General features: G+C 33.5%; 19 protein-coding genes. 11 read left to right on the top strand and 8 right to left on the bottom strand.

Features of this window, described 5'->3' with window-relative positions:
• Positions 1-9 precede the first annotated feature (9 nt).
• Both WCG23_01845 and WCG23_01840 read right to left on the bottom strand, forming a co-directional pair.
• The gene (locus WCG23_01845; protein ID MEI8388605.1) at positions 10-3,321 is read right to left on the bottom strand and encodes a hybrid sensor histidine kinase/response regulator; all 3,312 of its coding nucleotides are present in this window, start codon (positions 3,319-3,321) and stop codon (positions 10-12) included.
• Between the two features lie 60 nt (positions 3,322-3,381).
• Positions 3,382-4,479: a methyl-accepting chemotaxis protein gene (locus tag WCG23_01840; GenBank protein ID MEI8388604.1), complete on the bottom strand. Its 1,098-nt coding sequence runs from the start codon at positions 4,477-4,479 to the stop codon at positions 3,382-3,384.
• 331 nt (positions 4,480-4,810) lie between these two features.
• Here WCG23_01840 and WCG23_01835 point away from each other — a divergent pair, with 331 nt between their 5' ends.
• Positions 4,811-6,283 carry a diguanylate cyclase gene (locus tag WCG23_01835; protein MEI8388603.1) on the top strand — a complete coding sequence of 491 codons (1,473 nt, stop codon included), beginning with the start codon at positions 4,811-4,813 and terminating at the stop codon, positions 6,281-6,283.
• A 21-nt stretch (positions 6,284-6,304) separates the two neighbouring features.
• A complete protein-coding gene (locus WCG23_01830; GenBank protein ID MEI8388602.1) occupies positions 6,305-7,408 on the top strand; it encodes a chemotaxis protein CheW in 1,104 nt (367 codons plus the stop codon).
• A 57-nt stretch (positions 7,409-7,465) separates the two neighbouring features.
• Here the strand turns inward: WCG23_01830 and WCG23_01825 are convergent, their stop codons facing one another.
• The 3 genes from WCG23_01825 to purD form a co-directional block, all read right to left on the bottom strand.
• On the bottom strand, positions 7,466-8,443 hold the full coding sequence (locus tag WCG23_01825; GenBank protein MEI8388601.1) for a ribose-phosphate pyrophosphokinase: 978 nt from the start codon (positions 8,441-8,443) through the stop codon (positions 7,466-7,468).
• Positions 8,444-8,497: 54 nt separating this feature from the next.
• Complete coding sequence (gene glmU, locus WCG23_01820) at positions 8,498-9,916, bottom strand: bifunctional UDP-N-acetylglucosamine diphosphorylase/glucosamine-1-phosphate N-acetyltransferase GlmU (GenBank protein MEI8388600.1); 1,419 nt, start codon at positions 9,914-9,916, stop codon at positions 8,498-8,500.
• 86 nt (positions 9,917-10,002) lie between these two features.
• Positions 10,003-11,286: a phosphoribosylamine--glycine ligase gene (gene purD, locus WCG23_01815; protein MEI8388599.1), complete on the bottom strand. Its 1,284-nt coding sequence runs from the start codon at positions 11,284-11,286 to the stop codon at positions 10,003-10,005.
• 167 nt (positions 11,287-11,453) lie between these two features.
• Between purD and WCG23_01810 the strand changes: the two genes are divergently transcribed.
• The 9 genes from WCG23_01810 to atpG all read left to right on the top strand — a co-directional run bounded on the left by WCG23_01810 (position 11,454) and on the right by atpG (position 18,159).
• Complete coding sequence (locus WCG23_01810) at positions 11,454-12,266, top strand: carbon-nitrogen family hydrolase (protein MEI8388598.1); 813 nt, start codon at positions 11,454-11,456, stop codon at positions 12,264-12,266.
• A 107-nt stretch (positions 12,267-12,373) separates the two neighbouring features.
• Entirely contained in the window at positions 12,374-12,670 is a 297-nt protein-coding gene (locus WCG23_01805; protein MEI8388597.1) for a hypothetical protein, read from the top strand.
• Positions 12,671-12,775: 105 nt separating this feature from the next.
• The gene (atpB, locus tag WCG23_01800) at positions 12,776-13,465 is read left to right on the top strand and encodes a F0F1 ATP synthase subunit A (GenBank protein MEI8388596.1); all 690 of its coding nucleotides are present in this window, start codon (positions 12,776-12,778) and stop codon (positions 13,463-13,465) included.
• Between the two features lie 62 nt (positions 13,466-13,527).
• Complete coding sequence (locus WCG23_01795; GenBank protein MEI8388595.1) at positions 13,528-13,767, top strand: ATP F0F1 synthase subunit C; 240 nt, start codon at positions 13,528-13,530, stop codon at positions 13,765-13,767.
• Positions 13,768-13,904: 137 nt separating this feature from the next.
• The gene (locus tag WCG23_01790) at positions 13,905-14,477 is read left to right on the top strand and encodes an ATP synthase F0 subunit B (protein MEI8388594.1); all 573 of its coding nucleotides are present in this window, start codon (positions 13,905-13,907) and stop codon (positions 14,475-14,477) included.
• Positions 14,478-14,482: 5 nt separating this feature from the next.
• A complete protein-coding gene (locus tag WCG23_01785; GenBank protein ID MEI8388593.1) occupies positions 14,483-15,061 on the top strand; it encodes a hypothetical protein in 579 nt (192 codons plus the stop codon).
• An 18-nt stretch (positions 15,062-15,079) separates the two neighbouring features.
• Positions 15,080-15,631 (top strand): ATP synthase F1 subunit delta, encoded by a 552-nt coding sequence (gene atpH / locus WCG23_01780; protein ID MEI8388592.1) that lies wholly within the window; start codon positions 15,080-15,082, stop codon positions 15,629-15,631.
• Positions 15,632-15,662: 31 nt separating this feature from the next.
• Positions 15,663-17,183, top strand: coding sequence for a F0F1 ATP synthase subunit alpha (atpA, locus tag WCG23_01775; protein MEI8388591.1), 1,521 nt, complete (start codon positions 15,663-15,665; stop codon positions 17,181-17,183).
• A 52-nt stretch (positions 17,184-17,235) separates the two neighbouring features.
• Positions 17,236-18,159: an ATP synthase F1 subunit gamma gene (gene atpG, locus WCG23_01770; protein ID MEI8388590.1), complete on the top strand. Its 924-nt coding sequence runs from the start codon at positions 17,236-17,238 to the stop codon at positions 18,157-18,159.
• A 44-nt stretch (positions 18,160-18,203) separates the two neighbouring features.
• Here atpG and WCG23_01765 read toward each other — a convergent pair whose 3' ends face one another.
• From WCG23_01765 to gcvPB, 3 genes are all read right to left on the bottom strand, one after another.
• Positions 18,204-19,460, bottom strand: a complete 1,257-nt coding sequence (locus WCG23_01765; protein ID MEI8388589.1) for a glycosyltransferase — start codon at positions 19,458-19,460, stop codon at positions 18,204-18,206.
• Positions 19,461-19,527: 67 nt separating this feature from the next.
• Entirely contained in the window at positions 19,528-20,136 is a 609-nt protein-coding gene (locus tag WCG23_01760) for a hypothetical protein (protein MEI8388588.1), read from the bottom strand.
• Positions 20,133-21,578, bottom strand: coding sequence for an aminomethyl-transferring glycine dehydrogenase subunit GcvPB (gcvPB, locus tag WCG23_01755; protein MEI8388587.1), 1,446 nt, complete (start codon positions 21,576-21,578; stop codon positions 20,133-20,135). Before gcvPB ends, WCG23_01760 begins: the two co-directional genes overlap by 4 nt.
• Positions 21,579-21,700 lie beyond the last annotated feature (122 nt).

Here is a 21,700-nt window from a genome sequence, read left to right as displayed (position 1 = left end):
TTTATAATTTTAGGATAATAATTGCCTGATTGTTACAAGCAGTTCATCTTGATTGAAATTCCCTTTGGTAAGGTAAGCATTTGCCCCAAAGTTTAAGCCTTTTCTTTTATCAATTTCCGAAGCAAGAGAGGTTACAAGGATTATAGGTATTTTATTGAATTTTTCCTGCGATCTTAATCGTTCTGTAAGTTCAAAGCCGTTTATTTCAGGCATTTCAACGTCTGTCACGACGAGGTCAAAATCTTCAGAGGTTATTTTCGTGAGGGCTTCAAGACCGTTAACAGCTACGGTTACATTATAGCCGGCTGCTTTAAGAATATTCCTTTCAAGGATTCTTGTAGTTAAAGAATCATCAACAACAAGTATATGTTTTTCGCTTGAATCATTAGATAAAGGGACTTTTTCGGTAACTAATCTTTTTTCTACCATTCCGAATGTTGAATAAGCAGATTTTACAAGATCTCCGATATTTAAAATAAGACAAAGCTCACCGGAACCTAATGTTGTAACTCCTGCAATATTTCTTACTCTTAATAAAGGAGGAGAAAGGTTTTTGTGGAGAATTTCCTGATCGCCTATAAGTTTGTCTACTATAAACCCAACTTGAATATCTTCTGACTGGACTACAATTACTACAAGCTTCTTATTTTTTTTCCTGCTTTCAGGCAAATCAAGTGCATCAGAAAGGTTACAAATCGGCACTGTTGTATTTTCAACAATAATTGTTTGCTTTCCTTCTTTGTAAAAAATACTTTCAGGAGAAATAAGAAGGGTTGTTTTGATAGTACTTGTCGGAATGGCAAATTTTTGATGATTAATTTCAACGAGGAAAGACTTGATGGTCGCCATTGTAACAGGAAGTTGTATTGAAACTCTGCAGCCTTCTCCTAAAGTTGATTTTATTTTAACTTTTCCGTTAAGCTGGGAAATTTTTGTATAAACTATGTCAAGACCGATTCCTCGTCCCGAAATGTCTGTAATCGTTTCTCCTGTTGAAAATCCAGACCAGAAGATTATGTTCATAATTTGTTCTTCTGTCATAGAATCTAATTCTTCTTGAGATAGCAACTGTTTTTGAAGAACTTTTCTTTTAATTGCTTCGATATTAATGCCATGCCCATCGTCAATTATTTCAATCAGAACGCTATTTTCAAGGTGATAAGCTGCAAGAAAAATCTTTCCGACCGGATTTTTCCCATTTTTAATCCTTGTTTCAGAGTCTTCTATTCCATGGTCTATAGAATTTCGTATTAAATGAATTAGTGGGGATTTAATTTCCTCAATTATTTTTTTATCAACACTTGTTTCACTGCCGGAAATTACAAACTCGATATTTTTATTTTTTTCTCGGGATATATCCCTAACCATTCTGGGAAACATATGAAAAATTGTTGCAAGAGGCAAAACCCTTACGCTTTTTATTCTTTCTTCAAGTTCATTTACTATTAAATCAAGTCTTGTATCATCTTCCTGAATAATTTTATAAAGGTAGTTCATTTTATTCGTTAAACCGGTAAGTTTAGAAGAATTTTCCTCAAAAAATACGTGAAGATTTTTATTTTGGGAATAAACGGATGACCCTGCAGGCAAGTCAGCAGATCTATAATGAAGTTTATCTTGATGCTTGAAATATTGTTTTGTTTTGTTCCATTCCCTGTGCCATTCTTCAACGGATTGAATCATCTTAGCCAATTCGGATAAATGTTCTTTTGCTTTAATTTTAGCAATAATTAATTCTCCAACCTGATTTACAAGCTGGTCAAGTTTTTTTGTGTCGACCCTGAGAGTTTTTATGGTATTACTGTCTCCGGGCTTTATTTCGTAGGAAGAGTTATCATTTTCTGCCATGAGCGTATTTTTAGATAAAATTTCCGTACCTGTGTTTGCAGTAGATAATTTTTGTGAAATAGAGTTAGCTCTGTTTGAGATTGCTTCGTAAGATGAAGTTTCTTCGTTTGATTCTTCTTCGGTAGCAGACAGTTGATTTGAAGGGGCTGATAATTTAATCATTTGGAGAAGAACAGATATCCGTTGAAGCATCAAAACAGGATTTTCCTCTGTTTCAAAAGGAGAATTATCCATTAAAATTGATGTTTCAAAACTTTCTTTTATTATTTCAATAACATCATTATTTATCGGAATATTTTTTTCTTTTGAATAAGTAAGTAATTCTGTAATTTTCTCAATGATATTTCTTATGTTTTCATTTTCGATTTTGTTTATAAAATTGTTTAATTTATTAATTACTTCGTCAAATTTCAATAAATTTTCTTGTGAATGAACAGAAAAAACAGCTATATTCTTTTTTATGAATTTTAGATCTTCATTCAGAGATTGATTTTTAGAGCTTGCATTTAAAATATCAGTTTTTAACTCTTCATCAATACTTCCATCTAAAATAAAAGTATTATCTTCTTCTTTTTTGGATTCTTGTTTTATTTGCAAATTACCGTCAATAATATCAGTGCTTTTTGATTCAGTCTGAGTGTAAGATTCATTATTTTCAAGGCCTGTAGTCAATCTTTCAAACAAAGAAGAAAATGTTTCAAAATTTTCTTCAATTTCCAAAACTTCATCAGAATTTAAAATACCTCTACCTTTAAGTGCTGCTTCAAGTTTAATTTTTATTTCTTCAATGATTCCGTTTATTCTCGGGTTATTAATTGTTTTTATTACTGAATCAAGACGTATAATAAAATGAAGCAGTTCTTCTATAGCGTCAGAGCTTGAAGAAAACACTTTAATTTTTTCTATATTAACTTTTATTTGAATTATAAGAGTTTTGTTTTCTTTTCCCAATTTTTTAATATCAACATAAGCAGGTTTTTTCATGGGTAAAGATTCATGAAGGGAAGGAGGTTTGTTTGAATAGAAATTTTCTTTGAAAGAAATATTATTTTGGACAGATGTTTCAGAAGATTCTTGATTTATTATAGTTTCAAGCAGTTTTATCATATCCGGAACTTGATCAAATGATGATTGACCCCTTGTTTTGATTGATTCTTCAACTATTGAGCTTATACAATCTACCGCTTTGCAAAGAACATCAACTATTTCCGAAGTTACAACAAGTTGGTTTTCTTTTGCCATCCCAAAAACATCTTCAAGTTTATGAGCTATATTTTGGATATCGTTTAATCCGATCATCCTTGATGCGCCTTTTAACGAATGAGCTTCTCTAAAAAGTTCAGAAATTGCCGTACTGTCTTTTGGGTTAGCTTCAAGTTTTAAAAGATTTTTATTAAGTTTTTGAATTTGCTCATCGCTTTCTTCTCTGAATATATTCAGAATTTCTTCGATTTCGCTTTCGAGGAAGTCCATTTAAGATACCTTTTATGTAGATTAGCTCTTTTTAGATTAATATTTCAGCCGGTTATAAATTTAATTCGGGTATTCTCTGCTTTTAAAACTGTCATTTGTATTGACATCAGAAGCGCCCATAACATTTTCTTTTAATGTTTTTGATACTTCTATAAGTCCACTGATGGATATAAGATTTTGTTTTATACTTGCTTCAGATTCAAGAAGCCCTTTGTCAATTTGGGTTATTGAATTGTAGACATCACCGGTGCATTCTATTTGTTGATCTGCATCTTTAACAATATTATCAACAGCATGAACAGTTTCGTTGATGGTGTTTCTTAATAAATCAATATTTTGCGCTATTTGATGGGCGAGATCCACACCGGATTCAATTTCTTTGGTTCCTTCTTCAGTTGCCATAACAGTAGAATTTGTCGCCTGTTGGATATCATAAATAAGTGAAGTAATTTTAGTAGTTGCTTGTTTGCTTTCATCTGCGAGTTTTCTGATTTCGCTTGCAACTACCGCAAAACCTTTTCCGTGTTCTCCGGCTCTAGCTGCTTCAACAGCCGCATTGAGAGCAAGCATATTTGTTTGCTCCGTAATATCTTCTACAACGCCTACGATGCTTCCTATTTGTTGAGTATGTTCGCTTAATTCAAGAATTAGTTCTGCAATAATTTCAATTTTTTGTTTAAGAGTGTTCATTTTTTCAATATTACTTTTAACGGCTTTTTGCTCTTTTACAGATAAATCAAGGGATTCTTGAGATTTATCAGCTACTTTTATGGCACTTTCTTTTGTTTTTTGAGAAGATTTTTTCAATTTAGCTAAAACAAGATCAGTGGTTTTTAAAAGCTGTAGATGTTTATTTACAAAATTTTCTTGCTGGTTTGTTTCTTTTTTAATTTCATTTGAAACAATCCCTGTATGGAATAAAGCACTGTATATAGGGTTTGTCAGAGAGTCTTTTATTGTTTTTTGGATTATTTCTATAAATAAAATCAAGATAACAGTAACAATAAGAAGTGCTATTCCCCAGTTAAGAGCGCTTTCATTATTAATTTGAACTTTATAAAGTGCTATTAGAGCTATAGAAGCTATTATCAAAATTGAGCTCTGGCTCAATAAAGATTTTAATTTAATTTTTTCTTTAAGATTTAATTTTTCAAACATTATTTTTCCTCTTTATTATTAAAGTAACTCTTTATTTGGCTAACCTAATTGTACACTATCTTTTTATTTTAAGCATTTTTTTATAGATATTTAAATCAAGTAAAACATGTAAAATTTTATTTTAGTATAAAATATAAAGTGAGAGTAAATCAACAATAATATTGAAAATCTGTAAATATCATTTAAACACTTCCTGTTTTTTGATATAACTGATAGTATAATTATATTGAATAAAATCAAGATTTGTTTTTGAATTTATTAACAGGCTCAGCAAAGTTAAATATAAATAATAAAAACTACAAATTTAAACAGGTGCCGGTATAAAAAATTTATGAAAAAGAAAATTCTATTAATAGAAGATAGCCAACTACAATTAAAGAGCCTTGAATTAACTCTTTCTAAGCTCGGGCATGAAATATTAACAGCTAAAAATGCAATAGACGGAATAGAAATTGCTTATCAGACGTTTCCTGATTTGATTATTTCGGATATTATTATGCCTGAAATTAATGGTTATCAGCTTTGCAGACTTTTAAAAAATGACGACCTGTTAAAAAGAATTCCAATAATTTTACTTACCCAGCTCAATGAAAAATTGGATAATTTCTGGGGAATAAAAGCAGGAGCCGACAGTTTTATAGTAAAGAGCGAAAATCCCGAAGATTTCCTGAATAATGTGAGAAATTTTCTTGAAAATGCTTCAACTATTTCGCAGGAAGAACGCCAACAATTTATTGAAGAAAAAAAGCTGGAAAATAAAAATATTCAGACAAGAATAAATAATCTTCTTGACCAATCTCTTATTGAATCTACCATTATAAACGAGTTTCGAAATCTTTCTGAATTTATTTATGCCACCAAAATCCTTTCAAATGAAATTTTTTCTCTTATATTTTCATTGATTGATTTTAATGCAGCAGCCATTTTTTTTAATGAAAGAGACGACAAGAAAAAGAAAACAATTAATGTGAGTCTTCAGGGGATTGTCCTTGATGATAAAGATTTCAAAGACTTTAAACAGGCTTTTTTTCTATCATGTTTTGGAGAGGACTATTATCAGGAAGAAAGTCTTTATGATTATGAAATAGTTGATAATCATACTAAAACACCTGAACTGGTGGAAGGTTTAAGTGTTTTAAAGTCTAAAATAATTATTCCAATAACTTATGCGAATAAAGTTATTGGTGGTATTGCTTTGTATCATAAAAGAAATGCCAGATTTGATTGTTCAAGAGTACTGGAAATAATTCTTCAGGAATTAAAAATATTGATGAGAATTAAATGGCTTTATTCGGAAACAAAATATCTGGCTATAACTGATGGCTTGACAGGACTCTATAATAGAAGATACTTCCAGCAAATGCTTGACAAGGAATTTGCAAGAAGTAAAAGATACAAAAATCCTCTCAGCTTAGCTTTTTTTGACATAGATCACTTTAAAAGCATTAATGATACTTATGGACACCAGTTTGGTGATAAAGTTATTGCAGAAATTTCAAAAATTATAAGAAATTCATTAAGAAAAACCGATTATGTAGCGAGATATGGAGGAGAAGAACTAGTTCTTATTCTTCCGGAAACGCCAATTGGTCAAACAATGATTCCTATTGAAAGAATAAGAATTAAAATACAAGAACATGGCTTTACTTGCGGAGAAAAACCTGTTCAGGTTACCGTAAGCTGTGGACTGGCATCAATAGAACCAGATGTAAGTACTTATGAGGATTTGATTTTAAGAGCTGATAAAGCACTATATCAATCTAAAAAAAATGGTAGAAACCAAACCACAATATATCAAGATTAAATAAAGGATTTATTGAATTTAATGGAACAGAATCTTATTGCACTAAGTGATTTTACGGAAAATAAAACATCTGAATTGTATATTACTTTTAATCTTCTGGAAAAAGTTTATGCGATTCAGGCGGAAAAAATTATTGAAATTGTCCAGCTTCCTGCTTTAACTCTTCTGGAAAAAGCTCCTGAGTATATTGTTGGACTTTTGAACTTGCGAGGAACTGTAGTCAGTGTAATAGATCTTTCGATGATACTTGGATTCCACCGAAAAGTTTACTCCGTAGAATGTCAGGTATTGATTTTAAATGTTAATAATAAAAAAATCGGCATAATTATTGATTCTGTAAAAGATGTAATGCAGTTTGAAAAAAAATTGCTTGAGCCGCTTCCCTACGCTTCAAAAGAACATACTATAACAGGTGTATATAAGGATGATAATGGTCTTATCGCCTTTCTTGACCTTGATAAAGTTATTAATAATATAGAAAATCCTGAAATTAGTGAAGAACGAAGAGCAAGTGTTTATGAAAATGATGATTTTTTGCAAAAAGTTTATTCAGGAGAGATAAAAAATGATATAGCAAGTAAATTTGCTGTAGACAAACTTTCTGTTGAAAAATTTGCGAAAAGAGCTTTAAAACTTCAAAAAGAGTTAAGAAATGAAACGGACAGCTTAAATTATCAGGAAGATTATTTTATTTCGTTTTCTTTAAACGGAGAAATTTATTGCATAAATTTAAAATTTGTTAAGGAAATAACAAAGTTAAAACATGTTAGCCTTACAAAAGTACCTTGTGTTCCTGATTTTATTATCGGACTCATAAATTTAAGGGGAGATTTTATCACTATTGTTGATATTAAAAAGTTTTTGAATATCCCAAAGGCCGATATAACTGAAAAAACAAAGATTATTGTTATAAGAACAGAAAATATGCAAATCGGAATACTTGTCGATGATATTTTTGGTATTGAAAACATTCCGAATGAAAAATTAAGTCATAATATGCATGGTAAATATGAGAAAAATAATTTTACTTCCGCGGAAATTATTTTTAATGACAAGATAATGTCTGTTTTTGACCTGAAAAAATTCCTCGAAGATGAAAGATTATTCATAGAAGATGCTGTTTAAAATAAAAAGATAAAAGGGTCTGCATTGCAGACCCTTTTATCTTTTGTAAATAATTTTTTATCCGTTAAAAGTTTCGATAATTTCGCTTACTGATTCGTTGCTTTGAATCCTTTTTATTGCTTCTGCTAAAAGCGGTGCAATACTAAGCTGGGTAATTTTTGAAGGAGTGCCGCCTTTTAAAGGAATTGTATTTGCTATTATAACTTCTTTAATAGGACTTTCTTCAAGTCTTTCGAGGGCAGGACCGCTAAAAACAGCATGAGCTGCGCATACATAAACTTCTCTTGCACCTTCTTTTAGTAATAGCTTGGCTGCTTCAGTTATAGTTCCTGCTGTATCAATCATATCATCAACTATAATGGCAATTTTGTTTTTCACATCCCCTATGAGGTGTTCGACTTGTGCTACGTTGTGAGAAAGACGTCTTTTGTCAACAATAGCAAGTGAGCAATTAAGTTTTTCTGCAAATTTTCTTGTTCTTGCAACACCGCCACCGTCAGGACTGACAGCAACCAATTCATCGGTTGAAAAGCCTTTTTGATTTATATAGTCGATTAGAACAGGCGTAACGCTGATATGGTCAACAAGAATATTAAAGAAACCTTGAAGCTGACCGGTATGAAGATCAACTGCCAAAACTCTGGTTGCCCCCGCTGTTGCAAGCAAATCCGCAACAAGCTTTGCTGTAATTGCTTCTCGTCCGGAAGTTTTTCTGTCCTGTCTTCCGTAAGCATAATATGGAATAACTGCGGTTATTGATTTTGCGCTCGCACGTTTAAAGGCATCAAGCATAATCAACAATTCCATAATATTTTTGTTAACAGGATCACATAATGATTGAACGACGAAAACATCATCGCCTCTTATGCTTTCCTGAATTCTTACATAAATTTCTCCGTCACTAAAGTTTTTGATTTGTAAAATTCCAAGATCTTCGCCGAGGTGTTTTGCAATATCCTCTGCAATTTCAGGATTTGCTCTTCCCGTAAAAATCTTGATATCTTGAATAACTTTTATTTTATTTTTTTGAGTCATTTCGCTTAGTTCCAATGCCAATTTAGTAATCCTCCGTATTCTTTAAAGGCAGTGTCAATCATCTTTTTTAATTGCACAACCCATCTTTTTTTCTACCCAATTTTCTATATTTTTTTGTTTTTCACGAGCTATTGCAAGTGAAAATTCGGGAACTTCTTTTGTAATTACAGATCCTGCCGCTATATTTGCACTGTTTTTAACAGTAACAGGTGCAACCAGTACTGAATTTGAACCTATTTTTACGTTGTCTTCAATTATGGTCCGGCTTTTCTTTTTTGAAAGCGGATCATAATTTGCTGTAATTGTGCCGGCTCCTATATTTACATTTTTTCCGACAGAAGAATCCCCGATATAGCTTAAATGCGAAATATTAGTAGAAGAATCCACAGTGGATTTTTTGACTTCGACAAAATTGCCTATTCTTACATCAGACCTGATTTCCACGTTATCTCTCAGGTGTGCAAAAGGACCGATGGTTGAATTATTCCCTAAATAAGCATTTGATATTTTTGATTGAATTATTTTTACGTTATTTCCTGTTCTAACATTGCCTTCAATAAAAGTATTCGGACCTATTATACAATTTTCACCGAAGACATTAGAGCCTTCAAAAACGCATCCCGGATAAACTATGCTGTCCCGGTCTATTTTTGTTTCAGGAGAAACAAAAGTGTTTTCAGGAGAAATAAATGTAACACCTTTGTCCATAAGATTTTTTACGGTTATAGTGTTTAAGAAGTTTGAGGCTTCTGCCAAATGTTGCCTTGAATTGATTCCAAAAATCTCTTTATTACTTTCAAGAATATATCCACAGGTTTTTAAACCTTTTTTTACCGACCAGTCAATAATATCTGTTAAATAATATTCACCCTGTTCGTTATTTGTAGTAAGTTCAAAAAATGCAGGTGATATTTTTTCCCATTCTATACAATATACACCTGCATTAATTTCTTTTATTTGTTTCTCTTCGTTGTTTGCATCTTTTTCTTCAACGATTTTTTTTATGTTTCCGGGGTTATCCCTTAAAATCCTGCCGTAGTTTGTAGGATCATCAAATAAAGCTGACATCACAGTTAGAGCAGCTTCTGATTTTTTGTGAAATTCAATAAAATTTTGGAGGGTTTGAGTAGTTAAAAGCGGAGTATCTCCGCAAAGAATAATAACTGTCCCTTTGAAATCTTTGATATCTTCATAAGCCTGGAATACAGCGTGTCCTGTGCCGAGCTGCGGCTCTTGAAGTACTGTTTTGACAATTTCGTTTTTGTATTTATTATTTAAAAAATCGGTAACTAATTCTGATTGATGCCCTGTAATAACAAAAATTTCTGACAGGTTGTTAATTTTTAAAACTGAATCTATAACTCTTTCAACCAGAGCTTTGCCTGAAATTTTGTGCAGCACTTTAGGAAGCGAGGATTTCATCCTTGTTCCTTTACCTGCTGCAAGTATTATGGCTTTAACAGAATCACTCATGTTTTCAATTTTACCCGTTGGAATAAAATTTCTTACATAAATTATTATGAAACAAACATAGTTTAATGGGCGAAATTTATGAAGTTTTATTTCAGCTCATTAATTTCTTCGAGAATTTTTTGCTTTGCAATGTCTTTTCTGTACTTCATTCCGTCAAAATGTATTAAATCAATTGTTTCATAAGCCAAATCACGCGCTCTGCGAAGAGTAGATGCTTTTGTAACTACAGATAAAACACGTCCGCCGTTTGTAATGGTTTCTTCATAGATATTTTTTGCGGTGGCAGAATGAAAAACCAGAACACTGTCATCATCAATTTCATCAAGACCTTCTATAAGTTGACCTTTTTTGAATTTATTCGGGTATCCGGAAGAAGTTAGGGTTGCACAAACAGAATGGTCTTCGCTTATATTTAAAAACTCGTAATCATCTGATAAAGCACCAATAGCCGCCGAGTACATCACCGCAAATAAATCTTCATCTAAAAGAGGAAGTATTGTCTGGGCTTCAGGGTCGCCAAAACTCACATTAATTCCGGTAAGATAAGGATTATCATGATCATCTATTATTATATTTGCTTTTAAAACCCCGCAAGAAGTCATTTTTTCGGAATTTAGACCGTCAATTAGCGGAAAGAAAATCTGATGGGCTATTTTTTCTTCAAGTTTCTCGTCCATATAAGAAACAGGCGCATAAGCTCCGATTCCTTCCGTGAGATATCCGCTGTTTCCTTCGTCTGATTTTTTGTATACATAAGCAGAAGAGAGAGGAAGGGCATTATATCCGTCTGTAATTACGTGAAAAGTAACATGTCTGCCTATTATAAAGTCTTCTATTATTATAGGTTTATACAAATTATTCAGGCAAAAAAGTATTGTGTTTTTGGCCTCGTTAAAAGATTCGCAAATAATTGTTCCTGAAGAGGAAGATCTGCTGTCAAACTTTATAACAAGGGGATAGTTAGCTTTTCTGGCGTGATCAATTGCCTGCGCTTCCTTGTCAAACGTTCCAAAATGGGCTGTCGGGATTTTGTATTTGTGAAAAAATTTCTTTGCAAAGTTTTTTGATTTTTCTATTTTGGAGAAAGCCACACCTGAGCCGAAAACAGGAATATTTTCCATTCTTAATAAATCAGCTATTCCTGAATTTATAGCGGTGTCAGACTCCACAACCGTTAAATTTATTTCGTTGGTTTTTATGAATTCTATCAGGTTTTTTGTGTCATCTTCCCTGATATCAATGAATTCGGCAAGGTCTTTTATCCCTGCATTTTTAAAAGTGCAGAAAATTTTCTCAACATTATTGCTTTGTGAGAGTTTCCAAATTATGGCGTGTTCTTTTCCGCCGGAACCTAATACTAAAACTTTCATAAATAAAAAACTTTCAACCGAATACAATTTTAATTATAGCAATAAATTTTTTTTTGTAAATTTTTGTTAATCATTTGATAAATAATTTTAAGAAAAATAAGAAATAAACATCAAGAGAATTAAAAGTTTTTAAGTTTGATATAATATTAAAAAAATAAGGATGAAAAATGACTAAAGCGCGAGTACTTGGGATACAAATTCAGCCGGAAATAGGCGATAAAAAGGCAAATCTCGATAAAGTCCAAAAACTTATCGAAGAAAATATCCGATTTGAGCCAGATTTAATCGTTTTGCCGGAAGTTTTCAATTCGGGTGTTGACCATAGATACCTTCATAAACTGGCAGAAAAAATTCCGGGCGGCCAAACAACAGAATTTTTCTCTAAAATTGCAGAAAAATATGAAACAAATATAATTTCAGGCAGCTTTATAGAAGAAATTGAAGGAGAAAGCCCTGAATACAGAAACACATCAGTTGTTTTTGACAGAAAAGGCGAAATCCTAGGCAAGTACCAAAAAATCCACATGTTTAACTATTATGGCAGCAATGAAGGCGATTATGTTTCCTGTGGCGATAAAGCTGTTGTTGTTCAAACAGATATCGGTAAAATAGGACTAAGTATTTGCTATGACTTAAGATTTCCGGAATTATACAGGGCTTTAGTTTATGCGGGAGCTGAAATTGTTACATGCGTCGCCGCGTGGCCTTATCCACGACTTGATCATTGGATTACTTTAAATAAGGCGCGAGCTGTCGAAAATACTGCTTACATGATTGCGGTTAATCAAGCAGGAAGAGTAAATCCAAAAAGACAAAATGTTGGAATGTCTATGCTTGTTAATCCATGGGGTGATGTTGTGGCTTCAGCTGGCGGAGATGAAGGAGTATTTTTTGGAGAAATAAATTTTGATTATTTGCGCAAAATTCGTGAGGAATTCCCCGTTTTGAATGATAGAAATCTCGATGCTTACAAGCTTTAGCGTCTTTGTAAATTATTTGACTAATTCAAGTAATTCTTTCATAATTTCATTAAGATGAGATCAAAAGAACATTTTTAAAAAAAAATCTTTGAGGAGTAATGGTTAAAATGAATTTAATACAAAAATTAAAATCTTATGAAAGAAAAATTGTTTTCATTAGATGGGAAGATACCGAAGAATACGGACGTATTAAATATGTCGGACGTGATTTTATAGAATTTGAAATTATCGACAGAGATAATCTTGATTATTACGAAGTGGTGCTTATTAATCCGAATTTGATTATTGAAGTAATAATCGCGAGCCCTGATTTGGATAGAGTCGTGGTGGAAGTCTGCTCAAATCTTCCTTCTCCCGATAATAAAAAAAATACGGAAGTTTATGAAAACGAAAAATCCGAGTAAAAATTTCCCCTAGCCTAAAAGCCATTTTTATGGTTTACTAGTTAAAAATATGGTAATAAAATCTCGAAAAAATTGTTTGAATTTTGGCTGGAGTGAAAGAAAAAGTTGGAAATAAAAGTTGGCGAACACTGGATAGTTAATTTTTTACATCTTTCTGTGAATATGGATACAGTACTTACAGCGTGGATTGCAATGATTGCAATTATGTTGCTGACGTTTGTTGTAACAAGAAAACTTGATATAATTCCTGACAGTTTACAAACTGTTGCCGAACAGTTTATGGGTTTTATAGAAGGAATAATAAAAGGTTATATGGGCAAAGACGGGCTTAAACATACGCCTTTAATTGCTTCGTTGTTTTTATTTATACTTATAGCAAACCTTGAAGGACAACTTCCCTGGAGGTTATTTCCTCTTCCCGGAGAACCGGCATCTCCGACAAATGACATAAATACTACATTAGCACTGGCTCTCATTGTTTCGTTTTATTATATAGGCGCAGGTATTCTGGAAAAAGGTTTCGGGTATTTTAAACATTATTTTCAACCTATGTGGTTTTTATTCCCGTTTAACCTTCTGGAAGATTTCACAAGACCTTTATCCCTCTCTTTGAGGCTTTTTGGTAATATACTTGCGGGAGAGCTGATAGTAGTTATTCTGGTAAGTATGGTTCCTTATCTGGCACCAATTCCGATGATGCTTTTTGAATTGTTTGTTGCATTCTTGCAAGCTTACATCTTTGCGGTGCTTGCAACAAATTATATAGCGGCAGCGACATCAAAGGAGCACCACTAATATTCGGTTAAGTAAAGACAACGCTAGTTTATAAAAATAATAGTTTATGGAGGAAAATTCAAATGGATGTTCAAGGTATTTCAACATTAGCGATAATTGCAGGTTTAGGACTTGCGGCTGTAGGTCCCGGTATCGGTATGGGTATCGCAACCGCTGCTGCTATTAATGCTGTAGCCCGTCAACCGGAAGTTGAAGGCAGAGCAAGAAATATGCTTCTTTTGGGTATAGTATTTATGGAAGTGCTCGTAATTTACGCAATTTTGGGCGTATTACTTTGCAAATACGTATTCAAATTATTTTAAGAAATCGTTTGTTCAAATAATAGATTGTTATTTTGAGGGCTTTAGTCCGAAGAGTCAGTCCATTTGACTGTTTGCGTTATTAGGCAGGTTCTTCGCTTCGCTCAGGATGACAGAGGAAATTGATTTAAAGGCGAAAAATGAATTCAGAAAATCAAAATCATAATATGAAAGCAATCAGCACAGTTGCAAAACCTGTAAATCTCCCTGAAAAAAAGGATGAAGGCGGGCTGTTAACAATTAACGGTACGCTGGTTGTAATTGTTGTAAGCTTCATTATATTTGTTGTTTTGATGCAGAAGATTTTCTATGGTCCGATCACAGAAATCAGACGCAAGAGAAGCGAATATATCAAAAAGATGATAGACGAAGCTGATCAGGCTTTTCTGGAAACTGAAAAACTTAATAAAGACTACCAGTTAAACATCAAAGAAGCTCGTAAAAAAGTTTCCGAACAGACTAAAGAACAGATGAATGAAGCAAACGAAGAAAAAAACAAAGTTCTGGATGATAAAAAACAAGAAATTTCCAAGTATTTAGGTGAACAAAAAAAAATTATTCAAAATGACAAAGCTCAGGCTATTGAAGCTCTTAAAAGTCAGGTTATGGATTATGCGTACAGAATTTCAACAAAAATACTCGGAGAAGAAGTTTCAATGGAAGGGTTAAGCCCTGAAATAGTCAATAAAGCGATTTGTGAAACCGAAAGGTAAAATTTATGGCTGAAACAGCACTTAATTTAAAATATTCACCAAGCCAGACAAAAGAAATCACTCTGGTTAAAAACAGTACTGATGTTTCGGAAAATAACGCCATGAATATTATTCTTCATTCAAATGTGCTGAATTTTGTTATTGTTGTTATATTGATAGTCTGGTTAATCAAAAAAGCAAAAATATCCGAGCTTTTAGCTAAAAAACAGCAAGAAATTGCCGAGTTAATTAAAAACGCTGCCGAAGAGAAAAAAATTAAACAAAATCAACTTTTGGTTACTAAAACTAAAGTTAGTAATGTTGAACAGGAAGTGCAGAAAATTGTTGTTGAAGGAGAGCAAATTGCGGGCAATCTCTCTGAAAGCATTATATCTGATGCGCAAAAACAGGCTGAAGATATGCATAATAAAGCTGTGATTTCTGTCGGTAATGAAAAGCAATTGGTTTCCCGTGATGTTATAGAAAAAATCACAGGTGCTGCTTTTTTCATCGCAGAAGAGCACATCAAAAATTCAATCGATGACAGGCTTCATAAAAAATACATCAACGAATTTATAGAAGATCTCGACGCAGTACAAAATTAGGATTTGGAACAACAAATAATGAGTGATACAAATACATTTGGATTATCAATAATAGCTGACAGGTATGCACTGGCATTTATGGAATTGGCTGAAAAGCACGATTTGTTTGATAAATTTAACTCTGATCTTGCGCTTATTAAAGAAACTATTAACGCCAATAAAGACCTGAAGGACTTTCTGGAACACCCTTTGATTCAGTTAAATGATAAAAAAGATGTCATTGACAGGATTTTCAGGGAGAGTGTTTCTATATATACACTGAATCTGGTTAAATTATTGATCGATAAAAATCGGACTCATATCATAGCCCTTCTTACAGATCATTATAAATTACTTCTTAATAAGAAGCGTAATATTTCAACTGCTCAAATAATTACAGCTGTTGAAATAGATGAAGATACTAAAAATAGAGTTAAAGAAAAGCTTGAAAGAGTGTTTAGTCAGACTATAGAAATAGAAACAATAATAGATAAAGAAATAATTGCCGGTATGATTGTAAAAGTAGGCGATAAAATAATTGACGGAAGTATAAAAACCAAGTTTGAAAATATGAAAAAACAAGTAATCTAATCGATAATCAATATAAAAGAGGTAAAAAGGTATGCCAAGCATTAGACCTGATGAAATAAGTTCAATTATCAGAAGTAAAATAGAACAATACGAAAGTAGTCTTGAAGTTGCGGATATTGGAACTGTTATAGAAGTAGGGGACGGTATTGCAAGGATTTATGGTTTAAGAAAAGCAATGTCAGGAGAGCTGGTAGAGTTCGAAGATGGTCATGAAACCTACGGATTAGTATTAAACCTTGAAGAAGACAATGTTGGCGTTGTAATTATGGGTGAATACATTCATATTAAAGAAGGTATGGTTGTAAAAACGACAGGCAAAATCGCTTCTGTACCGGTTGGCGATGCAATGATAGGCAGGGTAATCAATCCTCTCGGCGAGCCTTTGGACGGTAAAGGACCTATTAATTGCACAAAAACAATGCCAATTGAAAAAGTTGCTCCCGGTATTGTCGGAAGAAAATCAGTTCACCAACCGCTTCAAACAGGATTAACGGCTATTGACGCTTTAACTCCAATAGGAAGAGGACAAAGAGAATTAATTATCGGGGACAGGCAGACAGGCAAATCTGCAATAGCAATCGATACAATTATTAACCAGAAAAATTCCGGCGTTATTTGTATATATGTAGCAATAGGTCAAAAAACAAGCACTATTGCGCAAACAATTAAAACTCTTGAAGAAAATAAAGCTATGGATTATACAATAGTAGTTGCGGCATCAGCTAATGAAACAGCACCGTTGCAGTATATTTCGCCTTTTGCAGGAACTACTATCGGTGAAGAGTTTATGGAACAGGGCAAAGATGTTCTTATAATTTATGATGATCTTACCAGACACGCATGGGCGTATAGAACAATGAGTCTTTTGCTAAGAAGACCACCTGGAAGAGAAGCTTATCCGGGAGATGTTTTTTACCTTCACTCCAGACTGCTTGAAAGATCCGCAAAGCTTTCCGATAAACTTGGAGCGGGAAGTTTGACCTCTTTACCTATTATTGAAACACAGGCAGGCGATGTCAGCGCATATATCCCTACAAATGTTATCAGTATTACCGATGGACAGATTTTCTTGGAGTCTGACTTGTTTAACGCAGGAATAAGACCTGCAATAAACGCAGGTATTTCTGTATCAAGGGTTGGCGGAGCAGCGCAAACACCTGGTATAAAGTCAGTTGCAGGAAAATTGAGACTTGATTTGGCTCAATATAGAGAGTTAGAAGCGTTTTCACAGTTCGCAAGTGATCTTGACAAAGCGACTCAAGACCAGTTAAAACGTGGTCAAAAACTTATTGAAGTACTTAAACAGCCTCAATACCAGCCTTTATCAGTGCCTGAGCAGTATACAATACTTTATGCAGTTAACAAAGGTATTCTTGATGATGTTGAAACTGACAGAATAGCTGAATTTAAAAGAGAATGGTTTATCAATCTCAAAGGAATTATTCCTGAGATTCAGCAAAAATTAGCTTCTGCTCAGAAACCAAGCGAAGAGGATGTTAAAACAATTGAAAATGAACTTAAAAAGTTTAAAGAAACGCGTTTTGCAGACTAGTCAACAGTCATTCTGAAGAGTCCGGCTGAAGAGCAACGAGAGTGAATTAAAAATGGCCAATTTAAAACTTATAAAAACAAGAATAAAAAGTGTTAAAAACACTCAAAAAATAACACAGGCAATGAAAATGGTTGCGGCTGCAAAAGTAAAAAAAGCCGAAAATCAGGTTAAATCATCAAGGCCGTTTTCGAATGAGCTTGCAAGATCTTTTACAAAACTGATAGCTGCAAAACCGGAAATTGACAAGGAAAAAGTGACTTCTTTAAATCCATTGGATAATTATCCGGAACTTTTAAAGCAAAGAAAACTTGAAACAGTCGGTCTGATGGTAATTACATCAGATAAAGGGCTTGCAGGTGCTTATAACGCAAATGTTGTGAGAAAAGCAGTTTCTCGAGTAAGAGAAATATTAAGAGAAGGTCTGAATGTAAAGCTTTTTATTGTCGGGACAAAGGGTGTTCAGGCATTAAAAAAATATAATATTGAAACTATTAAGACTTATACCAAGCTTCCGGCTATTGCAACACCTGGTGGGTGCTCAGTTATAGCGGAAGATCTTGCTGAAAGCTACGTGAATAAAGAAATTGATAAAATTGAAATTATAACAACACATTTTAAATCAACTTTATCGTATCAAGTTCAGCTCTGGCAGCTTTTGCCGGTAATCATTGCTCCTGAAAAAGGCAGTGAAGAGAAAGAGCAACAAAAAATTGAGCCTGAAATGCTTTTTGAGCCTAATATAGAAACAGTTTTACAAAAAATTGTTCCTCTTTATTTTACAAACAGAATTTTTCAAGCAATGACAGAAGCTTCCGCAAGTGAGCTGGCAGCAAGAATGCAGGCAATGTCTGCGGCGACGAATAATGCAAGAGATATGATTAAAATACTTACTATTGATTATAACAAAGCAAGACAGGCTTCTATAACGCAGGAGCTTCTTGAAGTTGTCAGCGGAGCGCAAGCTCTTGAGGGCTAAAAGTTATAACTATTAAAGAATAAATTTGCTACTGTTTATTAATTTTATATCTCATATTTCATTACATCTCTAAAGTAATCAAATCTGGACAGGTAAAAATTAATAAGCGTGTTAATATTTTCCGGAGTTGAAGACCAGGAAAGACCGGTGTTTTTGTCATATATAAAATCGTTCAGGCTAAGTTGATAATTATATTGCATAGCAAGATCCAGCCATAAATTATTGAAATGCTCATTTTCTTTGTATTCAGGCAAATTCGATTTATAGTAAGGAAAACTGTTAATACATGTATTAAAGAAATTTTTCCGACCGTAAAACTCAAGATATTTTCTGCGCGGTTTAAAAGCGTCCTGATTTTCAAGAACAGTATGAATAGTGTCTGCTAGAGATTCTGCAGTGAATTCAGGGGCGCAAAGTCCTGCACCTTCAGGGAAAGCAAAATCATCTCCCCTAAGATATTTGTTAAAATCTTTAAAATAAACTATAGGTGTATTGCAACTCATTGATTCATGCAATGAACGATTTTTGCCTTCAACTAAAGTTCCTAATATTGTTAATTTGGCTCTTGAATAATATTCGGGAAGCTTGTGGTAATCAACTCTGGGAATAAGATCGATGTAGTCTTTCGGAACATCGAGAATCGATTCTACCTTTTGAATCTCTGCTTTTTCCTGTTCATCAATTCCTTCAAAGTTTGAACCAAAGTCTTTGCCGATTATTAGAGACATTTTTATTGTTTTTTCAGGATATTTTTGCCTGTATATTTTTAATGCTTCGGCTATTATCGGAATATTTTTAAGGTCTATAAATCTTGATATGCACAAAATATCAATATCTTTAGCTTTATTAATTTCAGTTGGAGCCATTATATATTCGTTTGTATAATCCGAATCTTCAAACGGGATAAGTATTTTATCGGCTTTATCCGGATGGTTTTTTCTGAACCATTCTTCTCTTTGAGGGTTTTTATATAATGTAAAATAAGCGTCCGCTGATTCTGACCATGGATAGCCGCAGCACATAGAATAAGCCATTGACAGGAAAACATCTTGAAGTCTGGGATTAATTTTGTACAGGAAATCAACACCCTGACTAAAAATTATGCCTTTTAGAAACTTACCTTCGTAAAAAAGAGGCGGTAGCAGCACAAAAGATACAAGATGTTTGTGATAAACAGTATCACCTTCGAAGATTTCATTTGTATGATCATTTAAATCTGAATAAATTTGGTCTAAAGGTTTGTCAATATTGGGATTAGTATAATATTGCTTCATTTTATGATAATTAACCCAGTTAGGCATATATCTTCTCCAAATAATTTATATCAAGATAATAATAATCTTGAAAGCGGGTTTTGTAAACAGTTTCTTACTGGAGTTTAACGTCTTTAAAGAAGTTTTCCGCGATTTTCTGCTTAAAAGTTCCATTTTTGTTTAGTGAAACTATAAGTTCGCTTTTACTTGTTTCAGGATTTACAACAATTCCTATCATTCCGTCATAGGTTGTTTCAGAGCTGAGTCCGGAAATTTTTACTTTTATTTGTGCATAAGGAATGGACTGATTAAAGGCGTTAAAATTTCCTTTAGGCATAATTTCAAGTTTGTTTAGTTTTATACCTGGCGAAGATATTTTTGAGGCATAATCCGTAAGCTTTTGATGAAGTCTGCCTGTTTGAATATCATTTTTTGAAATATTCATAGCCCATCCCGGATCTATTATTGCCATATATTGACCTGTTTTTGGATGTTCTGCAACTACTGCCGTTACTCCTATTACGTTTAAGGCTTTTGTAACTGTATAAGTATTAAGAATTTTTGAAAAATCGGCAATTTTTTCAGCTCTTTGTATTAATTCCGATTTTTGCGGGTGAAGTTGCACGCTTACAACGTTTTTAAGAGAAAATACACCGATTGCAGCCATTATAATTAATATAGCAAATCCTACAGATGTTGTTATTATGATTTTCGAAAATTTCATAGTTCTCTCCATCTCAAGTTTGGTTGTCTGGCGGCAAGTGTTTCATCCACTCTTGATACAGGCGTTTTGACGGGTCGTTCAAGCACAAGTTCAGGGTCTTCGTTGATTTCCTCATTGATTTTTTCCATAATTTCAATAAAATTATCCAAAGTTTCTCTGGATTCGGTTTCTGTCGGCTCAATCATCATTGCTTCATGTACAATCAACGGAAAATAAACTGTGGGCGGATGGATATTTGAATCCATTAGTCTTTTTGCAATACCCATTGTGTTTACGCCTTTTTCTTTTTGAATATCGCCTGAAAGTACAAATTCATGCATACAAACTTTGTCGTAGGGAAGTTTATAAGTCTTTTTAAGCTTTTCTTTAAGGTAATTAGCGTTAAGTACAGCATCTTCACTAACCTGTCTAAGCCCTTTTCCTCCCATCATAAGAATATAAGTGTAAGCCCTTACAAGCACCCCGAAATTTCCGTAATATGCTTTAACTTTTCCAATGGTATCTTTTAAATCGAAGTTTAAATAATATTTTTCGTTGTTAAAACTTACAACAGGCACAGGCAAAAAGCCGGACAGCTTTTCTACTACCCCTATAGGTCCTGCTCCGGGTCCGCCTCCGCCATGAGGAGTGGAGAAAGTTTTATGCAAGTTAAGGTGAACTATATCAAATCCCATAATCTTCGGGTTGGTGATTCCCATTATTGCGTTCAGGTTTGCACCGTCGTAATAAAGAAGAGCTCCGGATTCATGGACAAGTTTTGAAATTTCAAGTATTTTTTCTTCAAAAAGCCCGAGCGTATTGGGATTTGTCATCATGATAGCGGCAGTTTCGTTATCGAGAACTTTTTTAAGTTCTTCTACATCAACAAGACCGTCAGAATTAGATTTGATTTCTACTGTATCAAAGCCGCACATTTTTGCTGTAGCAGGGTTTGTCCCGTGTGCAGAATCAGGAATAATTACTTTAGTTCGTTTTTCTCCGATTTTTTCAAAATATTTTTTTACAATAAGCATTCCTGCAAGTTCGCCGTGGGCTCCGGCTGCCGGTTGCAAAGAAATTGCATCCATACCGGTAATTTCTTTAAGATTTTGCTGAAGCTCATACATTAATTCCAGCGAACCCTGCGCATATTCTTCGTTTTGTTCAGGGTGGGTATTTGTAAATCCGTCCAAATTTGCTGCAAATTCGTTTATTTTCGGGTTATATTTCATTGTACACGAACCGAGCGGGTAAAATACGTTATCAATAGAGAAATTTTTGTGTGACAGATTTGTAAAATACCTCATTACATCAAGTTCTGTTAATTCAGGCAATTTAATTTGTTCTTTATTTAAAAGATTTTCAGGAATAAATTCAGACAAATTCTTTTCTGCAACACCGGAGGCAGGAAATTTTATTCCTCTTCTGCCGGCTTTGCTTTTTGTATAAACTGTTTCTGCCATTTCTCGTATCCTTAATTAAACTTCAGGACATTCGTATATTAGCACAAACTTTAAAAGCTGTCTTGCCAAAGCTTGTGCAAGCTATTTTGGTTGCAATGGCAAGTTTTTAAAAAGACCGGCTC

This window comes from bacterium, from assembly GCA_037147175.1.
Lineage (GTDB): Bacteria > Cyanobacteriota > Vampirovibrionia > Gastranaerophilales > UBA9971 > UBA9971.
This window is presented reverse-complemented; position numbering and strand designations above follow the sequence as displayed.